This is a genomic window from Paenibacillus sp. XP01 (assembly GCF_057364885.1).
In genome coordinates this window covers 5026992-5048490 of record NZ_CP139481.1, presented here as the reverse complement: position 1 = coordinate 5048490, position 21499 = coordinate 5026992, and the positions used below count along the sequence as shown (strand labels likewise).

Genomic DNA, 21499 nt, shown 5'->3' with positions numbered 1-21499 from the left:
CAGGATACTTATCATATTGTGTAGCCAGCCTGCGATAGTGCTTCAATTTGTTAAACAAACATTCTACGAGATGGCGTTCTTTGTACAACCCCCAATCGCATTCACGCTAGATTTTGCAATGATTTCGGCTTGGAATGACCGCCATAGCTTTCTTCTCACCTAGGAGGTTTAGAATGTTATTCATGTCGTATTTTCGGTCAGCAATTACCTTCATCCCTTGAAGACCCATCGACTGAAGCATTTCACACCCTGTTACGCAGTCATGACGGTGACCGCCGGTTAACTCGTAACAAATCGGGTTAGCAAGACCGTCGACTATGACATGTATTTTGGTCGTTATTCTGCCTCGGGATCGCCCGATTGTTTGAAAATTCAGAAAAGATCATTTGACGTACGTTTTGACCTTTCTGGGCTTTTCAGGTAAAAAGGAGTACAGACAGCTACTAGAAAAATATCTGAACTACAATGATGATGAGATAAAGGAAGCTGCTCAAGAGGGAATTTGTGAAATTGACTTCAGAATCCAAAACAGTAAAATGTAAATATTGAAGTGAGGAAATAGTGAAATAGCCGCCAGTGCTATGGTTTCTTTTTCCCTGTTCTCTCTGTATCAGCTGTTGATGGATGGACCCCACCAAGTAGGGAGTGTATTGGGCTCTGAGCCAAGCAGATTTATCCCATATAATACCCGAATAAAGATTCTACATTTCGTTTGTAAGCACATTAATGCTTGAATTTTATACCCTAAATAACGCTATTCCGTTACATTGAACAGGTTGATTATGGTCAGATACTACCGTAATTGACCTGTTTTTAGTTATCTTCGTTTTCTTGCGTTTTTTAATTTACTCGGAACTTTAGAATACACCGCTCCATAGGGATGATGGGAATAGGGGTAAATTTCCTCTTTTGTTAAACCCCTATTTGAACTTGGATAGAAGTAGGGAACAAAATGAAAAAGAAACAATAATTAAGTCAACTCTATCAAATAGGGTTTTGAATAAATCTGGTGCTAATATGGGCTATGCCGAGGTAAATATTGAAGGAATAAATAAAACAGAGTTTTTTGCTCATAGTCAAGTTACAGAACACGGTAAAAACCCTAACTTAATGGACTTTTCTCCTAAACCTAATAAGAAAAATAAGCCAAAATACGAAGCGCAAAAAGCAGCAGACGATGATGGAATACCATATTTAAGAGATGATGATACTGAGTATAAGATTATAAATGATATAGCATCACAGCTAAAGAATAACTACAGTGCAAAAGGAACAATAAAATTATTTACTGAAAAAGATACATGTACTAGTTGCAACAGTATTATCAGTCAATTTAAAAAAGATTTTCCGAATTTCGATATTGAAGTGATTCATAATAACGGAAATAAGATTCCGAAAATGGAGACAGAAGGGGAATGAGTTAAATGTGGAAATATGAAGAGTGCATCGATGCATTTATGGAAGAATTTTCAGAACGGAAGCAGAGAGACAATGTAAGTAATAGCGAGGCTTTAGTTAGAACTTTTGGTGAATTTTATAGTCCGAACATGGAGGATGAAATGACGAAGGCAATAATTAATGTGTTATATGTAGAACTGGCTCAAATAAATTCGAGGATTTTCATTAAGGCAAAGGAGAATAGGGAGAAAGCATTAAAGTCAATTAATTTCGAAAAAATCATAAGTCAAATCAAAATGAAACAAATTACTAAAAGCCAAATTGATGAATTGATTATTCGTCGAGATAATGCGTTAGAACTACTTAATACTATTCAGGTGGATTTATATCCAGATACAAGATGGTACTATGAGGAACTTATAAATGAAGTAAATCAATATCTTGTAACAGTTGAGAATGAGAGGCCAGAATTTATTGTTCAAGATGTATTAGAACATTTTGATAGGGCCTGCAACAACACAACTAGTGAAAAAATGACTATATATATGTTACTAGGAGAAAAATTAGTTAAAGAACATACATCCATTCCAGATAGCATATTAAAAGAATTGGTACAGTTTAATCGTGATGATATTGGAGATCAGCTGCTATTTGAAGAGATAAATGACTTAGAGTCACGAATTAAAAAAGTACTTGAGTTAAATAGTTAAGGATATTATTATAGCAATCAATATTTTTTATTTAGATATATCAATAATTTTGTGTGAATTCTAGAGACAAAGACATACCTTTTCTTCAAACAAAATCAAATTGAATTAAGAGATAACATGGTGATAGTTGGTAGAACAGCTATCATCTTTTTAATATTTCTATTTTAGATTACAACTTAGGGGACGGGTGAACTTGACAATTCCATTCCTAAGCAATTTTATGAAGAAAATGAAGGCATGAATGCCGCAGATTTCTGAAAAACACTTGTATAATCCTGATGATCTATAAAAAAGAGTATCCATTTAATATAAGTACACCAGCTACTCCGACTGGATCTCATAGGGTCTTTATTAATCTTGAGAAAAAGCCGCCAAAGACCAATAGAGACTCACAATTTCCCTTTTATGGAGGTAAATAAGATGCGAAGTATTACTATATTAGAAAAGGTTTTTAATGTAGAATTTCCAAATAAATTTAGTGAAAAAATGGGTTATATCTCAAAAAAAAATTTGTTGTGGTAATAAGCTTGTCTTGAACAATCGAATTGGTCCTATTTCAATAATAAAGGTTTTAGAATTTGATTCGGAAAAAGAGCAGAGTATTTTTAGAGTATATACCGAATTTAGAGATTTGATGTAGGAAGGCAGTATCCCTATTGCAAATGCTGGGTAGGAAGATTATATATGTCTATATTTTATTGATCGAAAATTACCACCAAAAGTTATATTATGGTGCTATGAGCGGGCATTTGAGAGCATTGATTACGCAATATTCCCTTTAGCAGATACTTTTGAAGAGTTTATAGAAAAAATAGAACAAGTAGATGCTTAGAAGAAGGCTTAGGTGTCGCTTGATCATTACTTTAAGAATGACAATCAAAAATCAGTATCTGTTAACCTACCAATTGATGAAGTCATGCATTACAAGCAAAAAACTATTACCTTATGTTTTGAGGAATGGACCGAAGAGGAATAAACACTGTGGACCTTGACGTTTTCCCAAAAGTTTTTGGAAAATAGTCACATGATGAGGATCGTGTATGGTGGAGGCAGCAATTGGGGCAATAAAAAGAAAAGTAAAACGGGAGAGACTGTTTCGAGAAGCAGAGAAGTAGCTGATAATGCAGCAGGCTCTGGATCAACCGGTAAATCAGCAAAGAATGCATCCCAGTCGGAGAGCAAAAATACGAGTCGCATACCTTCATCTAAAACAAGTGAGACAGATACAACGACAACGCCAAAAAATAGTACGACGTCGAAGAATAAAAATAACCAAGATGAAGCTCCAAATGAGATGAACTCTTGGAAACCTAAAGCATCGAAGAAGAAGGATGGGGGTAGATCTTACAGAATTCCTGCATTGAATAGAGCTTTAGAGGAAATTCCTGGTGAATATAAAAATATCTCTAAACCCAAGACTGTCTACGATCCTAAGATCATATCAAATGTGCTAATGATTATTTGAGGTAAAGAGGCTATGAAAGTGGTGTGGTTAAAGGAAGATTAGTAATTGGATACGCTTCAAATGGACTTAGGTTTACGAAATATCTTGATGAAAATGGGAAAATTTCAAATTTTCATCCGTGATTTGAAAAAAATAATCAAGGGGCAGCTCTATGTCAAATGTAAAAAAAACACATGAAAAAGAAATGATAGATCTTTTTTATTTTGCTATTGGAGGCGGGAATCTACTTAGAGCTTTGGAAAAGCATAGTAAAGGGCAGGGGTTTGGAGTTGAGCATATTTGGTGTTTGTTTGCAGGCGAACTAGAAGAGTGGGAAGAAGGATATTTCGGAGAAAATGGAGTTTGTTATTATTTTGATCACCCTGCAGTAACTGAAGATGAAGCCATTGTACTGGATTACCCTACTTTTTATGTTTATCTTAAAGAAGCAAGCGAAGCATATTTGTCGAGACATTCTAATGACAAGGATGCAATTGAATCTTGGTTACATCAAATTAAACAAAGATTTAAAATAGTATAACCTATGGAACAGGTTTTACTATTTTGTTTGCATAGTAGCACAAGAATCTTGTGGGATTGATTGTCAAACCAAGTGTGGCAGTTCCTCTAAAAAGTTGTGAGTGATTCTCACCCCAGCGAGATTTGTACCTTGTCAAGTAATTAGAGCGGGAGGGAGGCTAAGAATTGGTTGCACGTATTTTTCAATGAGCAATAATTTAGAGGATGATGATGAAGACTATACTGAACGTTATCAGAAGGCGAAATGCGTATGGTGTAGATATAAATGTTTTATTTCGAAAGACATGAACAGGCTGATTTATATCTATAGCTTCAGAAGAAGGGAACAATGGGCCTCACCTCCAATACATATAATGAACATAGCCGCGATTGATAATGAGTATTTAGAGTCCAACCTTCTTTTACTATGAATTTAATAGAAATCTGCATTATAAGGATTTGAAAAATATGGCATGGAACTATCAAGAATTAATAGAGTCATTTATTGAAGAGTGCGAAGGATATAAAAATATTAATCATCTGAGTCACTATGAGGCCGTATCTCAGGCGTTTGATGAGAATTATAGCGAAAAAAATTCTGATGAAATGGAAAAGGCAGTCCTTTGGATTATTGTAGCTGAACTAAGGTTACAACAGCCTCGAATATATAAGAATGCTAAGGATAATTACATTTTTAAACTTAAGTCAATAAATTTTCAAGTGGTAAAAGAATATATAGAAAAAAAGCAACTAACAAAAGAAGAATTTGAGGATCTTTATTTAAGAAGAAACAGAGTACTTGTGGAAATTGAAAAAATGCCAACGGATTTTTGCCCGAAAGCAAGATGGTTTTATGAAGAAATCACAGATAAAGTGAATGATTTATTTGTGAAGTCTGTAAATATTGAGGAAACTATTGATCATGTGATCGCTTATTTCAAGAGTGAATTTCGAAATAAAGCATGTGCCAAAAAAATTGTTTTTGCAACAATAGCTGAAAATTTAATGCGAGGCAATTATAAAGTACCTGACCATGTCATAAATGAGATTATAGATAATTACATCGATAATTCCCAATTTGAACTTTCTCAAGAGGAAAGCCTAGATTTATTAAATAGAATTGATAAGATTCTTGAATTACATGAACTTAAATAAATCGAAATTTTGTTTAAGCATTCAATCCCAAAGCGATGAAAGCTTTTCTAAGCAAAAATGTTTCATTGACCCTGAAAAAACTCTACGCTACTACAGTCGAAAAACATTAAAGGGGCTACTGAAATAGACGATTTAACCCATTATGTCTGGACTGGAGAACCGCTCACGAATCCTTTTCAGAGGAACTGTCGCACTTGGCTTGACAATCCGTCAAACCAAATCAAAACTACATTAATTTAATAAGTGGGGCTACCCAGTTCCGAAAGAACCCATCATTCAACCAATAACACTTATAACTCATCTAACGCTATTCCAGATACATCAAACAGGTTGATTATGGTCAGATACCAATGTATTCATTTCAACTTTGATTTTTGGGGGTTAATCGTCATGAGAAACTTTATACCCATGATAAAGGAGGCATTGTAATGAGCTATGTCTATGACAATGGTCAACTCTGTATGGACTTCTCCAATGAAGAGATTATTACATATCTGGTAGAACCTTTGAGCAAACATCCGAAGGTAGAGCTTAGAGTTCTTTCAGGTGATGAAGAATTTATACCTGCTTCAGGGAAACGGATCGAATACGTTGTTTTAGATGGAGAACATGAAGAGTTCACGTTAGTTTTTACCGCCATCAAACGTCAATTTTTTTCTTGAATGAGGAAATGATGTTTATTGATGATGCGGTAAAGGGAAATTACACTTCAAGTGATACGTACGGTAATGTCGTTTATGAAGGAAGTCTAAGAGACAAGTCACATCAAGAGATTCTTGAGTTGATTTATGAAATGCTTACTATAGTAATTGGAGTAAAAAGCACAACAATTGAAGAAACAAAAATTTCTCAGGTAGGATTAGAGTATCCAAAATGTGAATATAAAATAAAAATGACCTCAGATGAAATGGTAACAAAAATAGTGAAATATGCAAATGTAACATTGTATTTGAATGGTTCTGACCACGTTAGTGACTTCGTGTAAAAAATTCGTTCAACTTATATAACAAGATATAAATTGAAGGAGGAGCTTATGCATTATGATATTCGTGAGATTCTTCAATATTACGATTCAGATTTGCGAGTATATGATTACGATCAATTGATAGAAATTGGTGTGAGCCGAAATAACGCTGAGTTCATGGTTTCTGTGGGAGTGCCAGAGGATTATGATGATTTTGTATTTTATGGAACGGATGCTATTCAAAAAATGTTAATTGACGGTACAGTTTTTATTAAAATTGGTCATTATGCGTGTTACGGGATACTTGGCTCAATTGGACTGTACATAAAAGAAGGGGATGATGAACTTTTTACAAGCTATCGTAAACCTCAAATTTATATGCTAAATAAAAACTTGAAAACATTTTTTTGGTTTCATTTAATAAAAAATGAATTGGCAATGGAAATGAAACGAGAAGGTGGATATACTACACAAAAATATGCGCAAGAACTACATAGGCTGTATAAACAATTAGATCCTCTGGCAATGAAAGATGCTGAAGGATATTGGTCACATCTAATTGAGGACTATGCAACTGGATTATGAACCTCATCCTGAGGCTGCATTGGGTTATACAACGGATGGATGTCACAGCAAGTCTGTGTTCTTCCAGGGAAAGGAGTACATAAACTACTATGCAAATGCCATTAAAAAGTGACCATATCCCACCTATAGGGGATTCTACAAATCTTTTTGATCGACTGTTAAAATATATATCCAGAATCGATGAGGATTGGGTGAATCGAATCGAACCAGCAAAACAAGAGGATATAACTACACTGATTCATCTGACACAAATGAAAAATCACGGGTATCATTACCCTAAAGAATATGAGGTGTATTTGAATTATATGGGGCAGAACGACCAGGGGTTACTCAAAACTCAACTTCCGGGATATGCTTCCATTTCAGAGATCATTGAAACGTATGAAGGGATCCATGAAGAAGAACCAGACACTTTAAGTGATAGATATATACATTTTTTTCAAACTGAATTATTTTATGGTCAACTATCCTTTGATTTTACCCAAACTGATCATCCTCAAATTGTTATGACTAATGAAGAAAGCCAGTTTGTCAGTTATTTTGCCGAAAATTTTGAAAAGCTCTTATTTCAATGTGCGTTTAGTAAATACGAAAGATTGAATTATGATAAGTGTATTATCTTTGCTGGATCCCGTTACATGCTTAAAGAAGCAATGGAAAGGCACCATGTATCAGATGCAAGGGACATCATTGATCCATTTTTCGAAACCTATGATTTTCAAAGAGCCTGGTTTAGTGACCCGACCCATCATATCGGTTATAAGGACGGTATAAGCGTTTACATTGATAGTAAAAATAATGCTTTGCATGGATTTATAGCAGGTGATTTAGATAAACATATCGACACTATTGGCGCAACTTTACTGGCTGAATTAGGTGTCGATAAAAAAAATTAAAGCTTCACGGTGTGGATATTAAGAGTTTTTTTGTAGATACTTTTTCACCTGAAGTAGGCAACTGTTCTGTATAACAGTAAGTGACAAAAAGCAGAACAATGCGTCTATGGAGTGTTACTGAGAATATTTTCTTCAGCGAAAGAGCTTTCGTTATAAAAGAGCAAGGAGGGAATCTATTTGTGACGTATTCAAGAAAATTGATTAGAGAGCAGCTTATTGATGCTGTCCATGGTATAGAGGAAGCAACCCATTACTTTCAGGAACGATTAAATGACAAGCTATTGTTGGACTTGTTAATCAAAATCGCTATGGATGATTATTCGACGGATGCATCTGCAAAAGCTTCATATTGGATTTCCCATTTTTCTGAGGACCTTCTGATCGAAGTAGAAGATAAGTTACTGATTCTTCAAAAATATAAGCTTAATGCAATTTCGGCATTTGCCATTATAGCTTTATCAAAGATCAATTCTAAAAAGGGGTTAAGCTACCTTGTCAGACATCGAATTGGCCCAAAGGTGAATTGGTGGGAATCGAAGGCGCTCGATCAGTATTTGAAAAATGAGGGATCTGAAGACTGTAGCCAACACGATTGAGGACGGATTAAATCCTATTTTTCTCTTCATTTGAAACCGATATATATTATGTGAAAGATTGGGTGAAGAGGGTTAAGAAGAAGAACCAAGGAAATGGGGGGAGGTTTCTTAGAAGTATCGCTTTTAACGTTGGAGTCTGATGGAGGAATAATATTCATGAGTAGATGGAAGTCGTACATACAAAGCATTTTTAAAGGAACAAAGAATGATGAAGCCAATATACAGCCAACATTGAAGGAGAACGATCCTTCCGTACAAGAAAAAGATCTGGTTCCTTTAATTTTCAAAGATGCTGCGGACGTCGAGCAAATTCTGAATAATCCGGATGAGTCTATTGCATTTTTCAGCATGCTGAAATACGGAACTTCAACAGAGAAATTTTTGGTGTTGGATTGGAAGGGGGAATTTTCGTGCGAAATCACGGATTACATGATGGATTACGAGTCAAATTATGATGTTGAACTGGCTTCGGAGGATGAGTTGCAGAGGCTGGCCGAACTGGAATACGAGTTTTTGCCTGACAAAATCAAGGCAGTGAACCAAGTGTTTGCATCGAAAGGCTATGGATTATTTACGTTTCCTACCCTCGATGACACCTACGCTTTGTTCATCACTGAACTTGAGCATAAGGAAGCCTTGACTCAAGTGGATCTGTTGGGAGATGAGGGCAGTCCTGATGAGGCGCGCTATATTCAGTATTACGTCTGAGAGATGAAAGCTGAAAACAAAGATGGAGAAAAAAGAGGTGCAAAATGAAGGCAGAGGAATTCAAGAGGGTATGGGATATCGAGCATTATGGTCCTTTAATTACTTTTAACCGGGGCGATTTGGAAAATATAAATATACAAGAAAGTGATAAAGAATGGTTGGTAAATGTGGGGTTACCGGAGACGCCAGCTCCTTATCTTGAATTTGTTTCTTCTAAAGGAAGACTAGTATCGTTATCCACCAAATTAAATATGTCTAATTGCTATGTTGATTATACGTATTTGGGATCAACCGCTTCAGGCGAACCAGTTTGCATAAAGAAAGGTACTGAAGTCGTGCTGATCTCTGAAATGAATTCTTGCAAAGAAGTATTTGTGAACTCATCTGTAACCCAGCTTGCCTCATGTTTGTTGTTCTTTTCCGAAATGATCTCTGAAGCGATCAAAATAAATGGTGAAGATGCATTCATTGATAATGCCATTCCATCTCATTTGATGTCTATAACCATGAAAAAAATAAAAGAAATAGATGGCGCGGCTTTTTCCGACTCCTCTTTTTGGAAGACGGAATTTGAAACATTGGTTGAATGAGGAGTAGAAACTACAAACTCAAATGATTACGAATTATCGGAGAAACATTCATACCGACTTCATATAGACTTTACATAGAAAACTAGAAAGGGCGTGTCTCACAGTATGGAATTTGAATTTCACGTAACGGTAGAGGATTTGAAGCTGGAGGAGAAGCAGGCGTTCATCCGGACATGCGAGGAACAGAAGGTCAAACCGGTGATGATTGTGCTCGATCAAGGGGAGTATGTGCATCAGCCGATGTTTACGGGGATCGTACATAGCGACCGTTATGAAGAAGTGAAACAAGGCATGGATGCGCTGGCTGCGATTTTCGGGAAACAAGGGTTTAACGTGGTGCGTACCAAAATCGAAATTCCCGCGCAGGAAGAATGTTATTTTCACGAACCGATGGTTGCAGGCTCGAAGCCGTATTTTGAATGGCATGGCAAGGTGGAAGTCGGCAATATCGAAGACTTGAAAAAGCAATGCGAGCCCTATGGCGGGCATATCTCGCGCAATTCATTGAATGCCAATGGTAAAGTAAGGTTCATTACGTTGCGGGAATACGGCTCTGCCGCTCGTTTTTACGAACGGATCGCCGGCATTGAAGAAGTGCTCCGTCAGAACGGGATCAAGCTGCTGAAGCAGCAGCACGAATTGTGCGTACACGATAGCCGGGAAGAGCTGGATAAAGGTTGGGTATCGCAGAATAGTCATTGTTAGGATACTCACATGTAAACCAAAGGAGGACACGAAATGGCTGGCATTATGAATTTGGATCAGATGAGTTACGAGGAACGATTGTTAATCGGTCTGGAAGCGTTGTTGCGAAGGGCGGCATTGGTGAATGGGCCGTTTGCCTTGAAGGGCAGCCTGTTGACGAGGCAGTATTTGGCGGACCGGAGCGTGCGCGATGCGGACGACATCGATTTTTTGTGCCTGGAGACGATTCGGGACGAGAACGAGGCCAGACGTATGTTCACGGATTGGATGATCGAGGTGACCGAAATGGATCTGAACGACGGCGTTCAGTTCCGCAGCTTCCGGGAAAATGCGTTCTGGAGATGCATCGACTACGCGATGGCGGACGACTTCCCGACGGTGAACACCGATTTGGCGTATCGTTTCTCCCGGACTTCCACTGGCGAGAGCACGTATGCGGATGAGATGTATCTCGACATCTCGTTTAATTTGCCTTTGGAAAACGAACCCGTGCCGCTGACCTATCAACCGTCGGTTGGGGAAGCATTCGTTGTTCCGCATACCGTCCCGCTGTCTACGCAGGTTGCCTGGAAATTGCATCAGACGATCGTCAGACCGAGATTCAAGGATCTGTACGACTTGACATTTTTGCTGGCCCATCCGTCTTATGATGAGCAGGCATTGCGGGTAACCTTGCAGACGCTTGTGAATGAGTGCGCCATGGACTCGTCGATTACGAGCGAGGCGATCCGGAAGGTGCTAGTGGACGATCTGCATGATCTGTATCCACAGATGGAGAGAGATTATGATTTTAGAGATTACGCGGGGGAGCGCGTGCCAGCCGTTTATTTTGCGGAAGTGGCCGCAAAGCTGCGGAACATGATGAACCAGCGTGGTTTTACTGAAGAGGCGTACGAGCAACTGCCAGCACCGACGACGAAGATCTAAATAACGTGATGAAGTTGAACTGAATATTTACACGATAACGGAGTGGGCAGAAGAATCTGGAGAAGCGAAGCGGTCGCTTAAAAGCTTTCTGAAAGAAAGCTGCATCGGAAGTATAGGCTGATCACCGGATTTTTCCCTTTCAATAAGCAATTTGAATTTGCGTCCCCAACTCGCTACAATGGTTCCATGGATTTGGCACATTCAGCGTGCCATTGTGGGAAGGAAGGATGACATAATAATGACAGACGATATGAATTTCGGCGACTTGAGCGATGCCATTCTGGCTGCGGCGGCGACGGAGCTCGAACAGATGGTACATAAAATATGCGAATTGATCGATATACCCTTGGAACGGACGACCGAGCTGCAGCGCCAGGTTATTGCCGCTTTTGGTTTCGGAGCCGTTTACGGCATTACGCACCGGGATCGGTTGGCCGAGCACCAGGCTCATGCCCTGAGCATTCGCATGCTGATTCAGCCGTTTGGTTACAGCGAACAGCAGGCAGTTGATTTCGCGGACGACCTGATCAAGGTTGCGTCCAACCGTGATGCCCACCCTGTCATGAATACGATTATTCACCGGGGCATAGATGGATATGCGCAGTTCACCCAGAACGATGACGAAGGATTGGGGCGGAACATGCAGGAGATTTTGGCGGCAGTGCAGTCTGCCAGCTAACGTAATAAGAGTTTAGAACAATAGCAGCAGCGAATGGAAAAGGGGGGGGAGTCCAATGGATTTGATGAAATTAAGCAAGGAGCTGTCTTACGCGCTGCGGCACGCGCCTTGGGAGTATGAACTGGAGCTGGACGACGAAGGCTGGGTCGAGATCAGCCAGCTGCTGGCGGCTTTGCATGAGAGCAGGAAATGGACGGCCGTCACGGAAGCGGACCTGCATCGCATGATTCAGGCCTCGGACAAGCAGCGCCACGAGATCGCGGACGGCCGCATACGGGCATTATACGGCCATTCGACGCCGCAAAAAATAAGCCGAACCCCTGCGCAGCCGCCGCAATGGTTGTATCACGGAACGCCGACGCGCGCGGTGGACTCGATCATGGCACAGGGATTGCAGCCGCGGCAGCGACAATACGTGCATCTGTCTGCCGACGTCGAGACGGCTTCGCTGGTGGGCAGCCGGCGTGACCCGAAGCCGGTCATCCTGCGCATCGATGCACAGGCGGCTGCAGCGGACGGCCTTTCCTTTTATCATGGCAACGAGAACATCTGGTTGGCCGACCACGTTCCCGTGAAATACATTCACCGGGATTAGGCCGAATGTCGACACGAATACAAACGCAATATACAAAGGAGCACCTCCAGCGAAGATGATTCGCCTTGGGTGCTCCTTTTGTGCATGCAATGCTTTTTTTTAAACGGTCGTACTCGTTTTCCTTTCGATTAACCGAGAAGCGCTTTGATGCCTTCGCTCAGCGGTTGCGCCGGACGGCCCAGCAGCTGTTCCAGCGTATCGCTTTCGACATCGAGCGCGCCTTGCGCGATCGCGCTTTGCATATCCACCAGCATGGAGACGACGAAGTCCGGCAAGCCGGCGCCTTTCATGATTTCCGCGTAAGCGGCACTGTCCACGTTTTGCACCGGAATGTCCTTGCCAAGCACTTCGCCGGCGATGGCAGCAAGCTCGGCTTGCGTGATCGGTTTGCCGGAAAGCTCGTATACGGTGTTGTCGTGCCCTTCGCCCGCCAGTACCGCCGCCGCCGCGTGAGCATAATCGCTGCGCGTAGCCCAGCCTACTTTGGCTGAACCTGCTGCATGCACCCACGGCGCGCCTTGCGCCGCGGCTTGAACGCTGCCGCCTTCGTTTTCGAGGTACCAGTTGTTGCGCAGCAGGGAGTATGCAATGCCGGATTCGCGAATGGCTTTCTCGGTTGCGCGATGGACTTCGGCGAGTCCGAGCGTGCTCTCGTCGGCTTTGGCCACGCTGGTATAGGCGATGAATTGCACCCCGGCGTTTTTGGCAGCCTGTACGGCTGTTTCATGCTGGCGAATGCGCGTTTCGTTATCGCCGTCCGCGGAGATGAGCAGCAGGCGCTCCACGCCCGCGAATGCCGCAGCCAGCGACTCCGGCTGGTCGAAATCGCCGTGGCGGACCTCTACGCCCTGAGCGCTCAAATGCTGTGCCTTTTCCGGATTGCGCACGCTGACAGCGAGCTCGGAGGCCGGCACTTTTTTCAGCAAAGCCTCCACGACGAATGAACCCAAATGACCTGTAGCACCAGTAACGAGATATTTCATAATAAATGTCCCTCCAAAAAGTAGTTTGTATGGTTTTGCTTGTTGTTATCAATATAGTTATAACAGAAGTGATTACAACGAAGGGGGAAGAAAAAGCTCCTGAGGAGCTTTTAATCCGAGACGTCGACCTGATCCATCATCTGCTGCAAAGTTACGCTATTCAAACGCCGTTCCATCGCTTTCTGGGCTTCGTCAAGCTCGGCCCGCAAAGAATGCTCGATCATTCGTCCGACCGGGCATGCCGGGTTCGGATTTTTGTGGAAGTTGAACAGCTGCCCGTCCTCCACGACATCGAGGGCGCGATACACGTCCAGCAGCGTAACCTCTGCCGGGTCCCGCAGCAGGGAAGCACCGCCCACGCCTGGCCTTACGTCGATCAGGCCCGCCTTCTTCAGGCTCGACATGATCCGGCGAATGATGACTGGATTAGTGTTCACGCTCTGCGCGATCAGGTCTCCCGTGCATTCATTCGGCATCGTTGCGATCAGGGATAGGGTGTGCACCGCGATGGAAAAGCGACTGCTGATCTGTTTCATCGATCATCACCACCGTTGTAACCATAATAGTTACAAAATGAATAAAAGTCAATTCCTTTTTCGTCAAATGAACATCCGAGACGTTGCGGATCGGTCTCCGGGCGGAGCATGAATCCGAACCCAAGGCCGATTTGTCTTACTGTCATCCTTGCTATAATCCATTTAATTCATACATATATATCCAATTATTGATGGGCATGGGGCTTTCCGACTTTGGCAAATCAGCGCTTTCGTACAACATCAGCGGGATGGATCGCATCAGCTATTCATGATGTGGAGGTAGCGGCAAGGTCGGGGCGTAAGCCTGTATATGGTGGAAGAGAGAGGACGATTGTTGCAATGGCAGGCAGAGATGGGGTTCTAAAAGGGCGCTCTGATGACTAGAATAGACCGACAGTCGGTCGAGTGGATTGGAGGATCGCATGAGAGTCGTCGAACACCCGGAAGAACGGCGGCGCAACGACATTCTTGAAGCTGCAGAAGCGCGCTTCATCGCCGGAAATACGGCAAAGCAACGGTAAACGATATTTTACGCGCATGCGAGATTGCCAAACCAAAGGTACCTTCGACGTGTGCTTGGTGCGGAGAAGGGCAGCTTTGCCTATATGAGCCAAAGGTATCTGTCCCATTAACCTGAAGCGTTATTCTGAAAGGAGTCGGAACAATGGAACCAAACGTGCAAAAATCGTTTCAAAAATTTCTGTTGGTATGGTTCGGCCAACTGATTTCGATGATCGGCATCGGGCTGACGGCGTTTTCGCTCGGCGTGTATGCCTTCGAGAAAACCAATACCGCCACAAGCGTGGCGCTGATCACCCTCTTTACCTTCCTGCCGAACATTCTGCTGCGGCCGATTGGAGGCGTTATGGCCGACCGGTTCGACCGACGTCTGATGATGATCATTGGCGATCTCGGTTCGGCTGCCGGGCTGGTTTTCATCTTGTCGTTCATGCTGACTGGAGATATCCAGCTATGGCATATCTATGCAGGGGCAGCGTTCAGCTCCGTATTCTCAGCCCTGCAAAGCCCGGCTTACAAGGCTTCGGCAACCGATCTGCTGACTGAAGAGCAATTCTCCAAAGGAAGCGGCCTCGTACAGCTCGCGGAATCCTCCAAGTTTCTGTTTTCGCCGATTATCGCAGGCATGCTTCTGAGCATAACGACCATTGAAACGATTTTGGTTGTCAACATATTGACCTACGTGGTGGCGATTCTGGCCGTGCTGGTTATCCGCAAAAGCTTGAAGGTGGAACGCATGGAGGAGGAGAGAAACCGTCATTGGCTGACGGATCTTCGGGAAGGCTGGACGGAAGTGGTCACCAATAAAGGCGTGCTGCTGCTGGTCATGATTATTTCGCTGATTACCTTTTACATCGGATTTCTGGAGACGCTCATCGGTCCGATGATCCTCGCCTTTGCTGATGCAAAAACGCTCGGGACATTTCAGTCGGTAAGCGCCGTCGGCATGCTGATCAGCAGCCTGTGCATTGGCGTGTTTAGGATGTCCAAGAAATATGCAAGCGTGCTGGTTACCGGATTGGTGATGTGCGGTCTGTCATTCTCGCTGATCGGTGTATCTACAAACATGTATTTGATGATCTCCGCAGGCTTCCTGTTCCTGGCTTCGCTGCCGTTCGTCAACATGAGCGCCGACGTGCTGGTGCGCAGCAATATTTCCAACGAAAAACAGGGCAGGGTATGGGGCATCATCGGCATCCTGTCGCAGCTTGGCTTTATCATTGCCTACAGCCTGGCTGGTTTCCTGGCAGATCATGTGTTCAATCCGCTGCTGGTGGAGGGTGGCCCGTTGGCATCCACGGTGGGTCAGGTGACGGGTACGGGAGAAGGAAGGGGCATCGCTCTGCTGTTTATCATTGCCGGCCTGTTCGTTGTGATCATCGCAGGCATCACGTCCCGTCTGAAAACGATCAAAGCGCTGGAACAATGATTCGCATATAAGTTGTTCGGGCGAAACAGACTTGACGCATGATTAAGGCGAGAAACGCATTAAAAAGCGGCCCCTTGGAAGCCATTACGTTTGGCTAAATGGGGGCAGCTTTTTGTGGTCAGGCGTCATTAAAACGTATTGCACTTTATAAGTTGAACTAGACCGTTACACAAAAACGAAGGGGGCAGAAAGAATCCGGAGAAGCGGAGCTAAAAGCTTTCTGTAAGAAAGCTCTATCGGAAGCATACACCTCGTGTTTATCACCGGATTTTCCCTTTGAAAAGGGATCAAAAAATCTGGGGATAATGACGATCGGAAGATGGTTCTGCCCCCGTAGTGACTTCGTGTAAGAATTATGGGTTCAACTTATATAGGCATTCAAGCCTCTAGAAAAGGTAGAGCGCACATCGCTTTCATCAAACCTGCGACTTACCCTTTCACCGCGCCGGACGTCAGGCCGCCGACGATGTATTTTTGCCCGATCAGGAAAACGATCAACACCGGCAGCGACGTGAGCACGATATCGGCGCTGACGAGATTCCACTGGGCGCTGAATTGCCCGAAGAAATTGTACACGGCCAGCGTCATCGGCCACATTTCCACCGTGTTCAGCATGTAGAGGGGAGCGGTAAATTCATTCCACACACTTAGGAAATTAAGCACGAATACCGTGACGAGCACGGAAGTCAGCAGCGGCATGATCACTTTCAGGAACAGCTTGATGGCATTGCAGCCGTCCATGATGGCCGCCTCGTCCAGCTCCTTCGGGATCCCCGAAACGAATGCGTACGTGATGAACAGCGAGATCGGAATGCCCATGGCGGTGTATAACAGGATCATGCCGATATGGGAATTGATCATGCCCAGCGTTTTCATCACTTCCATCAGCGGAATGTAGTTGAGCGGCAGCGTAATGCCGAGAATGAGAAAGAAGTACAGGAAACCGCTCAGCTTCGAATGATTGCGCGACAGCGTAAAGGCCGAGAAGGCCACAACGACGACCAGCAGCAGGGAAGAGGCCGTGGAATGCAGCAGGCTGTTGAAGAATGAGCCGCCGAGATGCCCTTGTTCATAGACGATGCGGTAGTTGTCGAAAATGAAGGTTTCGGGCAGCGTCAGCTTCAGTACCTTGGCCTCCGCGTCCGACTTGAATGAGTTCAGCACGATGACCACGAACGGAATCAGCACGATCAGGCTGAGTATCCACGCGACCACGTTGAGGCCGATGGACACGAGTCTTTTTTTCAGTTGCATCTACAGTTCCACCTTTCGGCTCATCAAGCGGATGATAAAGAACGAAATGATTGCCATAATGACGAACAGAATCGTGGACAGCGCGCTGCCAAGGCCCCAGTATCCCTTCGCGAACGAGGAATATACAGCTGTGTTGATGACATCGGTGGCGTTGCCGGGTCCACCGTTGGTCAGTACGTAAACCGCATCGAACACGCGCAGCCCGTAGGTAATGTTCAGCACGGTGGCAATCGTGATGGTTGGCATCAGCATCGGGATCGTAATCTTGAATAAACGCTGCCAGAACCCGGCTCCATCAATGGCGGCAGCTTCGTAATAATCGCGCGGGATGGAGAGCAGACCGGCGATGAACAATACCATGATGTACCCCATGCCTTTCCACGTATCGACCGCCATAATGGATGGCATGGCCCAGGTAAGCGAACCGAGCCAGTTTTGGGCCAATGCGTCCAGTCCAAGCGAACGCAGCGTCACATTGACGAAGCCGTTGTTCGGATCAAGCAAGCTTTTGAACACCAGGCCGATGATCAGGAACGACAGCACTTGCGGCGAAAAAATGATCATGCGGTGCAGGTTGGCCATCTTCACCCCGCTGACGAGCAGCAGGGCGAGGAACAGGCCCATGACCGTTTTGGCCACGGCGGTCACGATCGTGAAGATCACCGTGTTTTTGATGAACAGCAGGTATGTCGGGTCTCCCGCCAGAATGGTGCGGAAATGTTCGAACCCGATAAAGTTTTTCTCCGGGCTATAGCTGTTCCAGTCGGTAAAGGAATAGTAGATGCCCAGCACCGCGGGAGCGACGATAAAGAGAACGTACAGCACGATCGCGCCAGAGGAGAAATACCATGGGTAAATTTTGTTTGCATTCATGTCAAGCAACACCTTTCCTTCCTGCCGCGCGCTTTGCGTGCATTCGCGCGCGGCGATGCCGGACGCGGCTTATTGCCACGCCTCATCCTTCAATACCTTGGCTTGTTCGGCCCGGCGCTTATCGATGTTCTGCAGAATCTGGTCCGGCGTCATTGCACCGGCGAACATGCCGGAGATGTCTTTACCGATATCCATCCACTGCGGATCGATATATTTGACTGCGGCCTGCATCACCGTGCCCTTTTCGTGCGCTTTCTCGTAATCGATGTAATCCTGGGTCAGCTTCGGTTCGATTTCCGGCCAGCAGATGGTCAGATTGCCTTCGCCGCCGTCAAATACTTTTTGCAGGTTCTCGTGTTTGGTGATCCAACGGAAAAACTTCAACACTTCTTCCGGATGTTTGCTGTTTTTGTTGCCGAACATGGCCGCCGAACCGCCCGGGTTCACGCCGATCGTTTGGTTATCGCCCCATGGCATCACGAAGAATCCCATGTTGTCCTTCATGGCCGGGTAGGCCTCGGCGACTTCCTTCTCCGTGCCCGGAACGCGAAGCAGCATGGCTGCCTTTTCCTGGCCGAAGGCTTCGATGCCCGCCTCAACCGTGTTGGACAGGAAGTCTTTACCGAAGTAACCCAGCTCGGCAAATTCGTTCAGCTGCTCCAATACCGTTCTGAGCTGCGTCAGGTCGGCGACCTTCATTTCGTTGCTGTTCAGCTTGTCGTAGGTGCCAGGCGTGCTTTTCTCGTAGTTTGGTCCGGTTTCGAACAGAGGCAGCACCTGGTACCAGCCGCTTGCCGCAGCCTGATAGAACGGAATGATGTCTTTCTCTTTGATCTTTTGGCTGATTTCCTTAAATTCCGCGTACGTGGTCGGCGGTTCGATGCCGAGCTCGTTAAAGATGCGTTTGTTGTAATACACGTACCATATTTTCGTCGGGGCAAAGGAAACCCCGTACACTTTGTCGTTGTGGCTGACCGTTGGCAAAATCTCTTCCGACATGCGGCCGGTGAACTCCTCGCTCGTCAGGTCAATCGCATTTTCTTCCGGTCTTACGTTCGCCGGCATGCTGAGCGGGTCCACGTCCACGTTGAAAATGTCGGGCGCTTCTCCCGAAGCCAGCTTGACTTTGATCAGATCGCGCCACTGGGCATCCGGAACGACCTGGAAGTCGATTTTGACGCCGGTTTCCTTCTCGTATTCCTTGGCCATTTCTTGCATGATGCCTGTGCGCGGAATGCCCGTCTGGCTTGTGCCAAAGGTCAGCGTTACCTTGCCCGAACCTTCGGATTTGTCCCCCGAGCCGCATGCGGCAAGCAGCAGGCCGGACAGAAGCAGCAAGCCTGCGAGCGTAGCTAGAAATTTCGTTTTCATCATTGAACCTCCCGATGGAATAAGATATGATGTCTTGCATAACGCTTAATGTAAGCGTATTCTTTATGTGCATAACTTTACTGTGAACGGGAACATCGCTCAATAGACAAAAGCGTTCTGTTGAGGTGGACATTTTCGCCGGGCGCCAGACATGATCATTTTGACGGGGTGGATAAACCATGGTCCGATATCGTTTTAGAACATTGCAGCAAAGCCTGTTTACGTATTACTCCGCCGTGTTCATCGTGTTTGCGCTGCTGGTGGCCAGCTTGCTGTACATGTTTCTCGCAAACGACATCCGCAGCCGCAGCGCCGACCAGCAAAGACAGCTAAGCATGTCGATCGTGAGCAATCTCGATCAGGAAATCATTAAAATGAACAATTTTTCGATGAGCATCGTCTACTCGAACCTGGTCAAGGAGCATTTCAGCCATTACTTGTCCCCTGCGGAGGAAGATCCTCAGCGGCCCATTGCGGACTCGGCATTTTACAAGGATACGACCACGCTCATCGATGTCATTCTTGCCGTCATCAGCAGCTCGAATACGGCGCAGCAGGCGAACATTTATGACGTAAACGGCAAAATGATCGGCGCCGGGGCGTTCAACGGGCAGCTGTCCGTCGACATGACCAAACGTCCGTGGTACGAAGAAACGTGGAAGCGAAACGGATGGCGCGTCCTGCAGCTTCTGGAGGGCGGTTCCTTACCCATGCCGACCGGGCAGGGACGACCGACGAGCCAGTACCTTTCGTTAACACGGGTGTACAAAGACGGCAATTATGTCAGTCAGGGCATCGTCGAAATATTGCAGGATGCACACACCGTATTTGGTTCGCTGGACGAATTGCAGGCAAGCAACAATGAGCTGCATATCTACGTGTTGGATGACCAAAGCCGACGGTTGTATCCGTTCTCTGCGGACGGAGAGGGTTCCTCGGCGGCGGTAGCCAATTATTACGAAGAAATGATTCGCAGTGGCGGTTATGCACCCGAAACGATGCAGGAAGTAGCCGCATTTGACGGAGGGGCGAAGCAGATGATGACTTACGCGATGTCCGGGGAGACGGGATGGACGGTCATTTTGACGCAATCGAAATCATCGCTGTTTGCCGGCCTGAACCGGATGGCGCTGTTGATCATCGGGGTGACCGTGGGCACGCTTATGCTTATTCTTCTTTTATCCTATCTGATCTCGAAGAGGGTCACTTTGCCGCTGCATCGCCTGCAGCGCATCATTCAGAAAACGGGCGTTCAGCAGCTCGAAACGGGACAGGACCCTGCGCAAATGTTCAAGCTGGAGCACCCAGGCTCCATTCGGGAGATGGATGAATTGAACGATACGTTCATTCGGCTGAACCAGCAGCTGGTACAGTCCTTCCAGGACATGCTGGCGCTCAAGTCGGAAGAAACGCAGGCTCGCCTGCTGGCGCTGCAATCGCAGATGAATCCTCATTTTCTATACAACAACATCACGAACATCAGCATTATGGCCGAGGAAGGCATGAACGAAGAAATTGTTGCTTTTTGCGGCCACATCGCTTCGATGCTGCGTTATATATCGGCTTCCGGCAGAAACGGCGTTACGTTGGCGGAAGAGCTGGAGTACTGCGAACGTTATCTCGAATGCATGAAAATCCGGTTTGAGGATGATCTGCAGTATGAGTTCGATATTCCAGAAGACATGAAAGGACAGGTCGTTCCAATGCTGCTCATTCAGCCTTTGCTGGAAAACGTAATGAAATACGGGCTGAGCGACGTCCCGCCATGGAAATTGCGAATTACGGGGGAGCAGGATGAGGAACAGGGGACATGGAGCATGACAGTGGAAGACAACGGCCCAGGCATGGAGCCGGAGACGCTCGCGGCGATGGAACAGTACATCGAATCCTCGCACGATTGGGAGCGGATGCCCGACATGCAGATCAACGGCATGGGGCTCAAAAACAGTTGGATCAGGCTGAAATTATGGTATGGTGACGCGGCCTGCATGCACATCGTGAATCTGCCGTCCGGCGGGATGCGCATCACGATCGGCGGTTCCATTCGAAAGGAGAAGGGATAA

General features: G+C 45.2%; 24 protein-coding genes. 18 read left to right on the top strand and 6 right to left on the bottom strand.

Annotated features, from left to right (window positions below; genetic code table 11):
- Positions 1-106: 106 nt before the first annotated feature.
- Positions 107-361 (bottom strand): transposase, encoded by a 255-nt coding sequence (locus tag SNR34_RS22775; protein ID WP_486182504.1) that lies wholly within the window; start codon positions 359-361, stop codon positions 107-109.
- Between the two features lie 563 nt (positions 362-924).
- Between SNR34_RS22775 and SNR34_RS22770 the strand changes: the two genes are divergently transcribed.
- From SNR34_RS22770 to SNR34_RS22695, 16 genes are all read left to right on the top strand, one after another.
- Positions 925-1419 (top strand): deaminase domain-containing protein, encoded by a 495-nt coding sequence (locus tag SNR34_RS22770; protein WP_486180224.1) that lies wholly within the window; start codon positions 925-927, stop codon positions 1417-1419.
- A 5-nt stretch (positions 1420-1424) separates the two neighbouring features.
- A complete protein-coding gene (locus SNR34_RS22765) occupies positions 1425-2108 on the top strand; it encodes an Imm3 family immunity protein (RefSeq protein ID WP_343261781.1) in 684 nt (227 codons plus the stop codon).
- 988 nt (positions 2109-3096) lie between these two features.
- Positions 3097-3573, top strand: a complete 477-nt coding sequence (locus SNR34_RS22760) for a hypothetical protein (RefSeq protein ID WP_486180223.1) — start codon at positions 3097-3099, stop codon at positions 3571-3573.
- Positions 3574-3724: 151 nt separating this feature from the next.
- Positions 3725-4093: a ribonuclease toxin immunity protein CdiI gene (gene cdiI, locus SNR34_RS22755; protein WP_343261779.1), complete on the top strand. Its 369-nt coding sequence runs from the start codon at positions 3725-3727 to the stop codon at positions 4091-4093.
- Between the two features lie 446 nt (positions 4094-4539).
- Positions 4540-5226, top strand: a complete 687-nt coding sequence (locus SNR34_RS22750; RefSeq protein ID WP_486180222.1) for an Imm3 family immunity protein — start codon at positions 4540-4542, stop codon at positions 5224-5226.
- Between the two features lie 428 nt (positions 5227-5654).
- Positions 5655-5888, top strand: a complete 234-nt coding sequence (locus SNR34_RS22745; protein ID WP_486180221.1) for a hypothetical protein — start codon at positions 5655-5657, stop codon at positions 5886-5888.
- An 11-nt stretch (positions 5889-5899) separates the two neighbouring features.
- The gene (locus SNR34_RS22740; protein WP_486180220.1) at positions 5900-6211 is read left to right on the top strand and encodes a hypothetical protein; all 312 of its coding nucleotides are present in this window, start codon (positions 5900-5902) and stop codon (positions 6209-6211) included.
- A 48-nt stretch (positions 6212-6259) separates the two neighbouring features.
- A complete protein-coding gene (locus SNR34_RS22735; protein WP_486180219.1) occupies positions 6260-6775 on the top strand; it encodes a hypothetical protein in 516 nt (171 codons plus the stop codon).
- Positions 6776-6864: 89 nt separating this feature from the next.
- Positions 6865-7671: an SMI1/KNR4 family protein gene (locus SNR34_RS22730; protein ID WP_236421241.1), complete on the top strand. Its 807-nt coding sequence runs from the start codon at positions 6865-6867 to the stop codon at positions 7669-7671.
- 80 nt (positions 7672-7751) lie between these two features.
- Positions 7752-8267 carry a hypothetical protein gene (locus SNR34_RS22725; RefSeq protein ID WP_486180218.1) on the top strand — a complete coding sequence of 172 codons (516 nt, stop codon included), beginning with the start codon at positions 7752-7754 and terminating at the stop codon, positions 8265-8267.
- Positions 8268-8423: 156 nt separating this feature from the next.
- Positions 8424-8975 carry a DUF6630 family protein gene (locus SNR34_RS22720; RefSeq protein ID WP_486180217.1) on the top strand — a complete coding sequence of 184 codons (552 nt, stop codon included), beginning with the start codon at positions 8424-8426 and terminating at the stop codon, positions 8973-8975.
- 44 nt (positions 8976-9019) lie between these two features.
- A complete protein-coding gene (locus SNR34_RS22715; RefSeq protein ID WP_486180216.1) occupies positions 9020-9565 on the top strand; it encodes an SUKH-4 family immunity protein in 546 nt (181 codons plus the stop codon).
- 105 nt (positions 9566-9670) lie between these two features.
- Entirely contained in the window at positions 9671-10270 is a 600-nt protein-coding gene (locus tag SNR34_RS22710; RefSeq protein ID WP_486180215.1) for a hypothetical protein, read from the top strand.
- Between the two features lie 33 nt (positions 10271-10303).
- Complete coding sequence (locus SNR34_RS22705; protein WP_486180214.1) at positions 10304-11197, top strand: nucleotidyl transferase AbiEii/AbiGii toxin family protein; 894 nt, start codon at positions 10304-10306, stop codon at positions 11195-11197.
- 238 nt (positions 11198-11435) lie between these two features.
- Positions 11436-11876 carry an Imm48 family immunity protein gene (gene imm48 / locus SNR34_RS22700; RefSeq protein WP_343261767.1) on the top strand — a complete coding sequence of 147 codons (441 nt, stop codon included), beginning with the start codon at positions 11436-11438 and terminating at the stop codon, positions 11874-11876.
- A gap of 55 nt (positions 11877-11931) precedes the next feature.
- A complete protein-coding gene (locus tag SNR34_RS22695) occupies positions 11932-12471 on the top strand; it encodes an RNA 2'-phosphotransferase (RefSeq protein ID WP_486180213.1) in 540 nt (179 codons plus the stop codon).
- Positions 12472-12599: 128 nt separating this feature from the next.
- Here SNR34_RS22695 and SNR34_RS22690 read toward each other — a convergent pair whose 3' ends face one another.
- Entirely contained in the window at positions 12600-13454 is an 855-nt protein-coding gene (locus SNR34_RS22690; protein WP_486180212.1) for an SDR family oxidoreductase, read from the bottom strand.
- A gap of 110 nt (positions 13455-13564) precedes the next feature.
- Positions 13565-13990 (bottom strand): Rrf2 family transcriptional regulator, encoded by a 426-nt coding sequence (locus tag SNR34_RS22685; RefSeq protein WP_236421250.1) that lies wholly within the window; start codon positions 13988-13990, stop codon positions 13565-13567.
- Between the two features lie 664 nt (positions 13991-14654).
- Between SNR34_RS22685 and SNR34_RS22680 the strand changes: the two genes are divergently transcribed.
- Complete coding sequence (locus SNR34_RS22680; protein WP_486180211.1) at positions 14655-15938, top strand: MFS transporter; 1284 nt, start codon at positions 14655-14657, stop codon at positions 15936-15938.
- A 429-nt stretch (positions 15939-16367) separates the two neighbouring features.
- Here SNR34_RS22680 and SNR34_RS22675 read toward each other — a convergent pair whose 3' ends face one another.
- The 3 genes from SNR34_RS22675 to SNR34_RS22665 all read right to left on the bottom strand — a co-directional run bounded on the left by SNR34_RS22675 (position 16368) and on the right by SNR34_RS22665 (position 19436).
- Positions 16368-17192, bottom strand: a complete 825-nt coding sequence (locus SNR34_RS22675) for a carbohydrate ABC transporter permease (protein ID WP_236421253.1) — start codon at positions 17190-17192, stop codon at positions 16368-16370.
- Positions 17193-18065 (bottom strand): carbohydrate ABC transporter permease, encoded by an 873-nt coding sequence (locus SNR34_RS22670; RefSeq protein ID WP_236421254.1) that lies wholly within the window; start codon positions 18063-18065, stop codon positions 17193-17195.
- 69 nt (positions 18066-18134) lie between these two features.
- Positions 18135-19436 carry an ABC transporter substrate-binding protein gene (locus tag SNR34_RS22665; protein WP_343261764.1) on the bottom strand — a complete coding sequence of 434 codons (1302 nt, stop codon included), beginning with the start codon at positions 19434-19436 and terminating at the stop codon, positions 18135-18137.
- A 179-nt stretch (positions 19437-19615) separates the two neighbouring features.
- Here SNR34_RS22665 and SNR34_RS22660 point away from each other — a divergent pair, with 179 nt between their 5' ends.
- Positions 19616-21499, top strand: coding sequence for a cache domain-containing sensor histidine kinase (locus SNR34_RS22660; RefSeq protein WP_486180210.1), 1884 nt, complete (start codon positions 19616-19618; stop codon positions 21497-21499).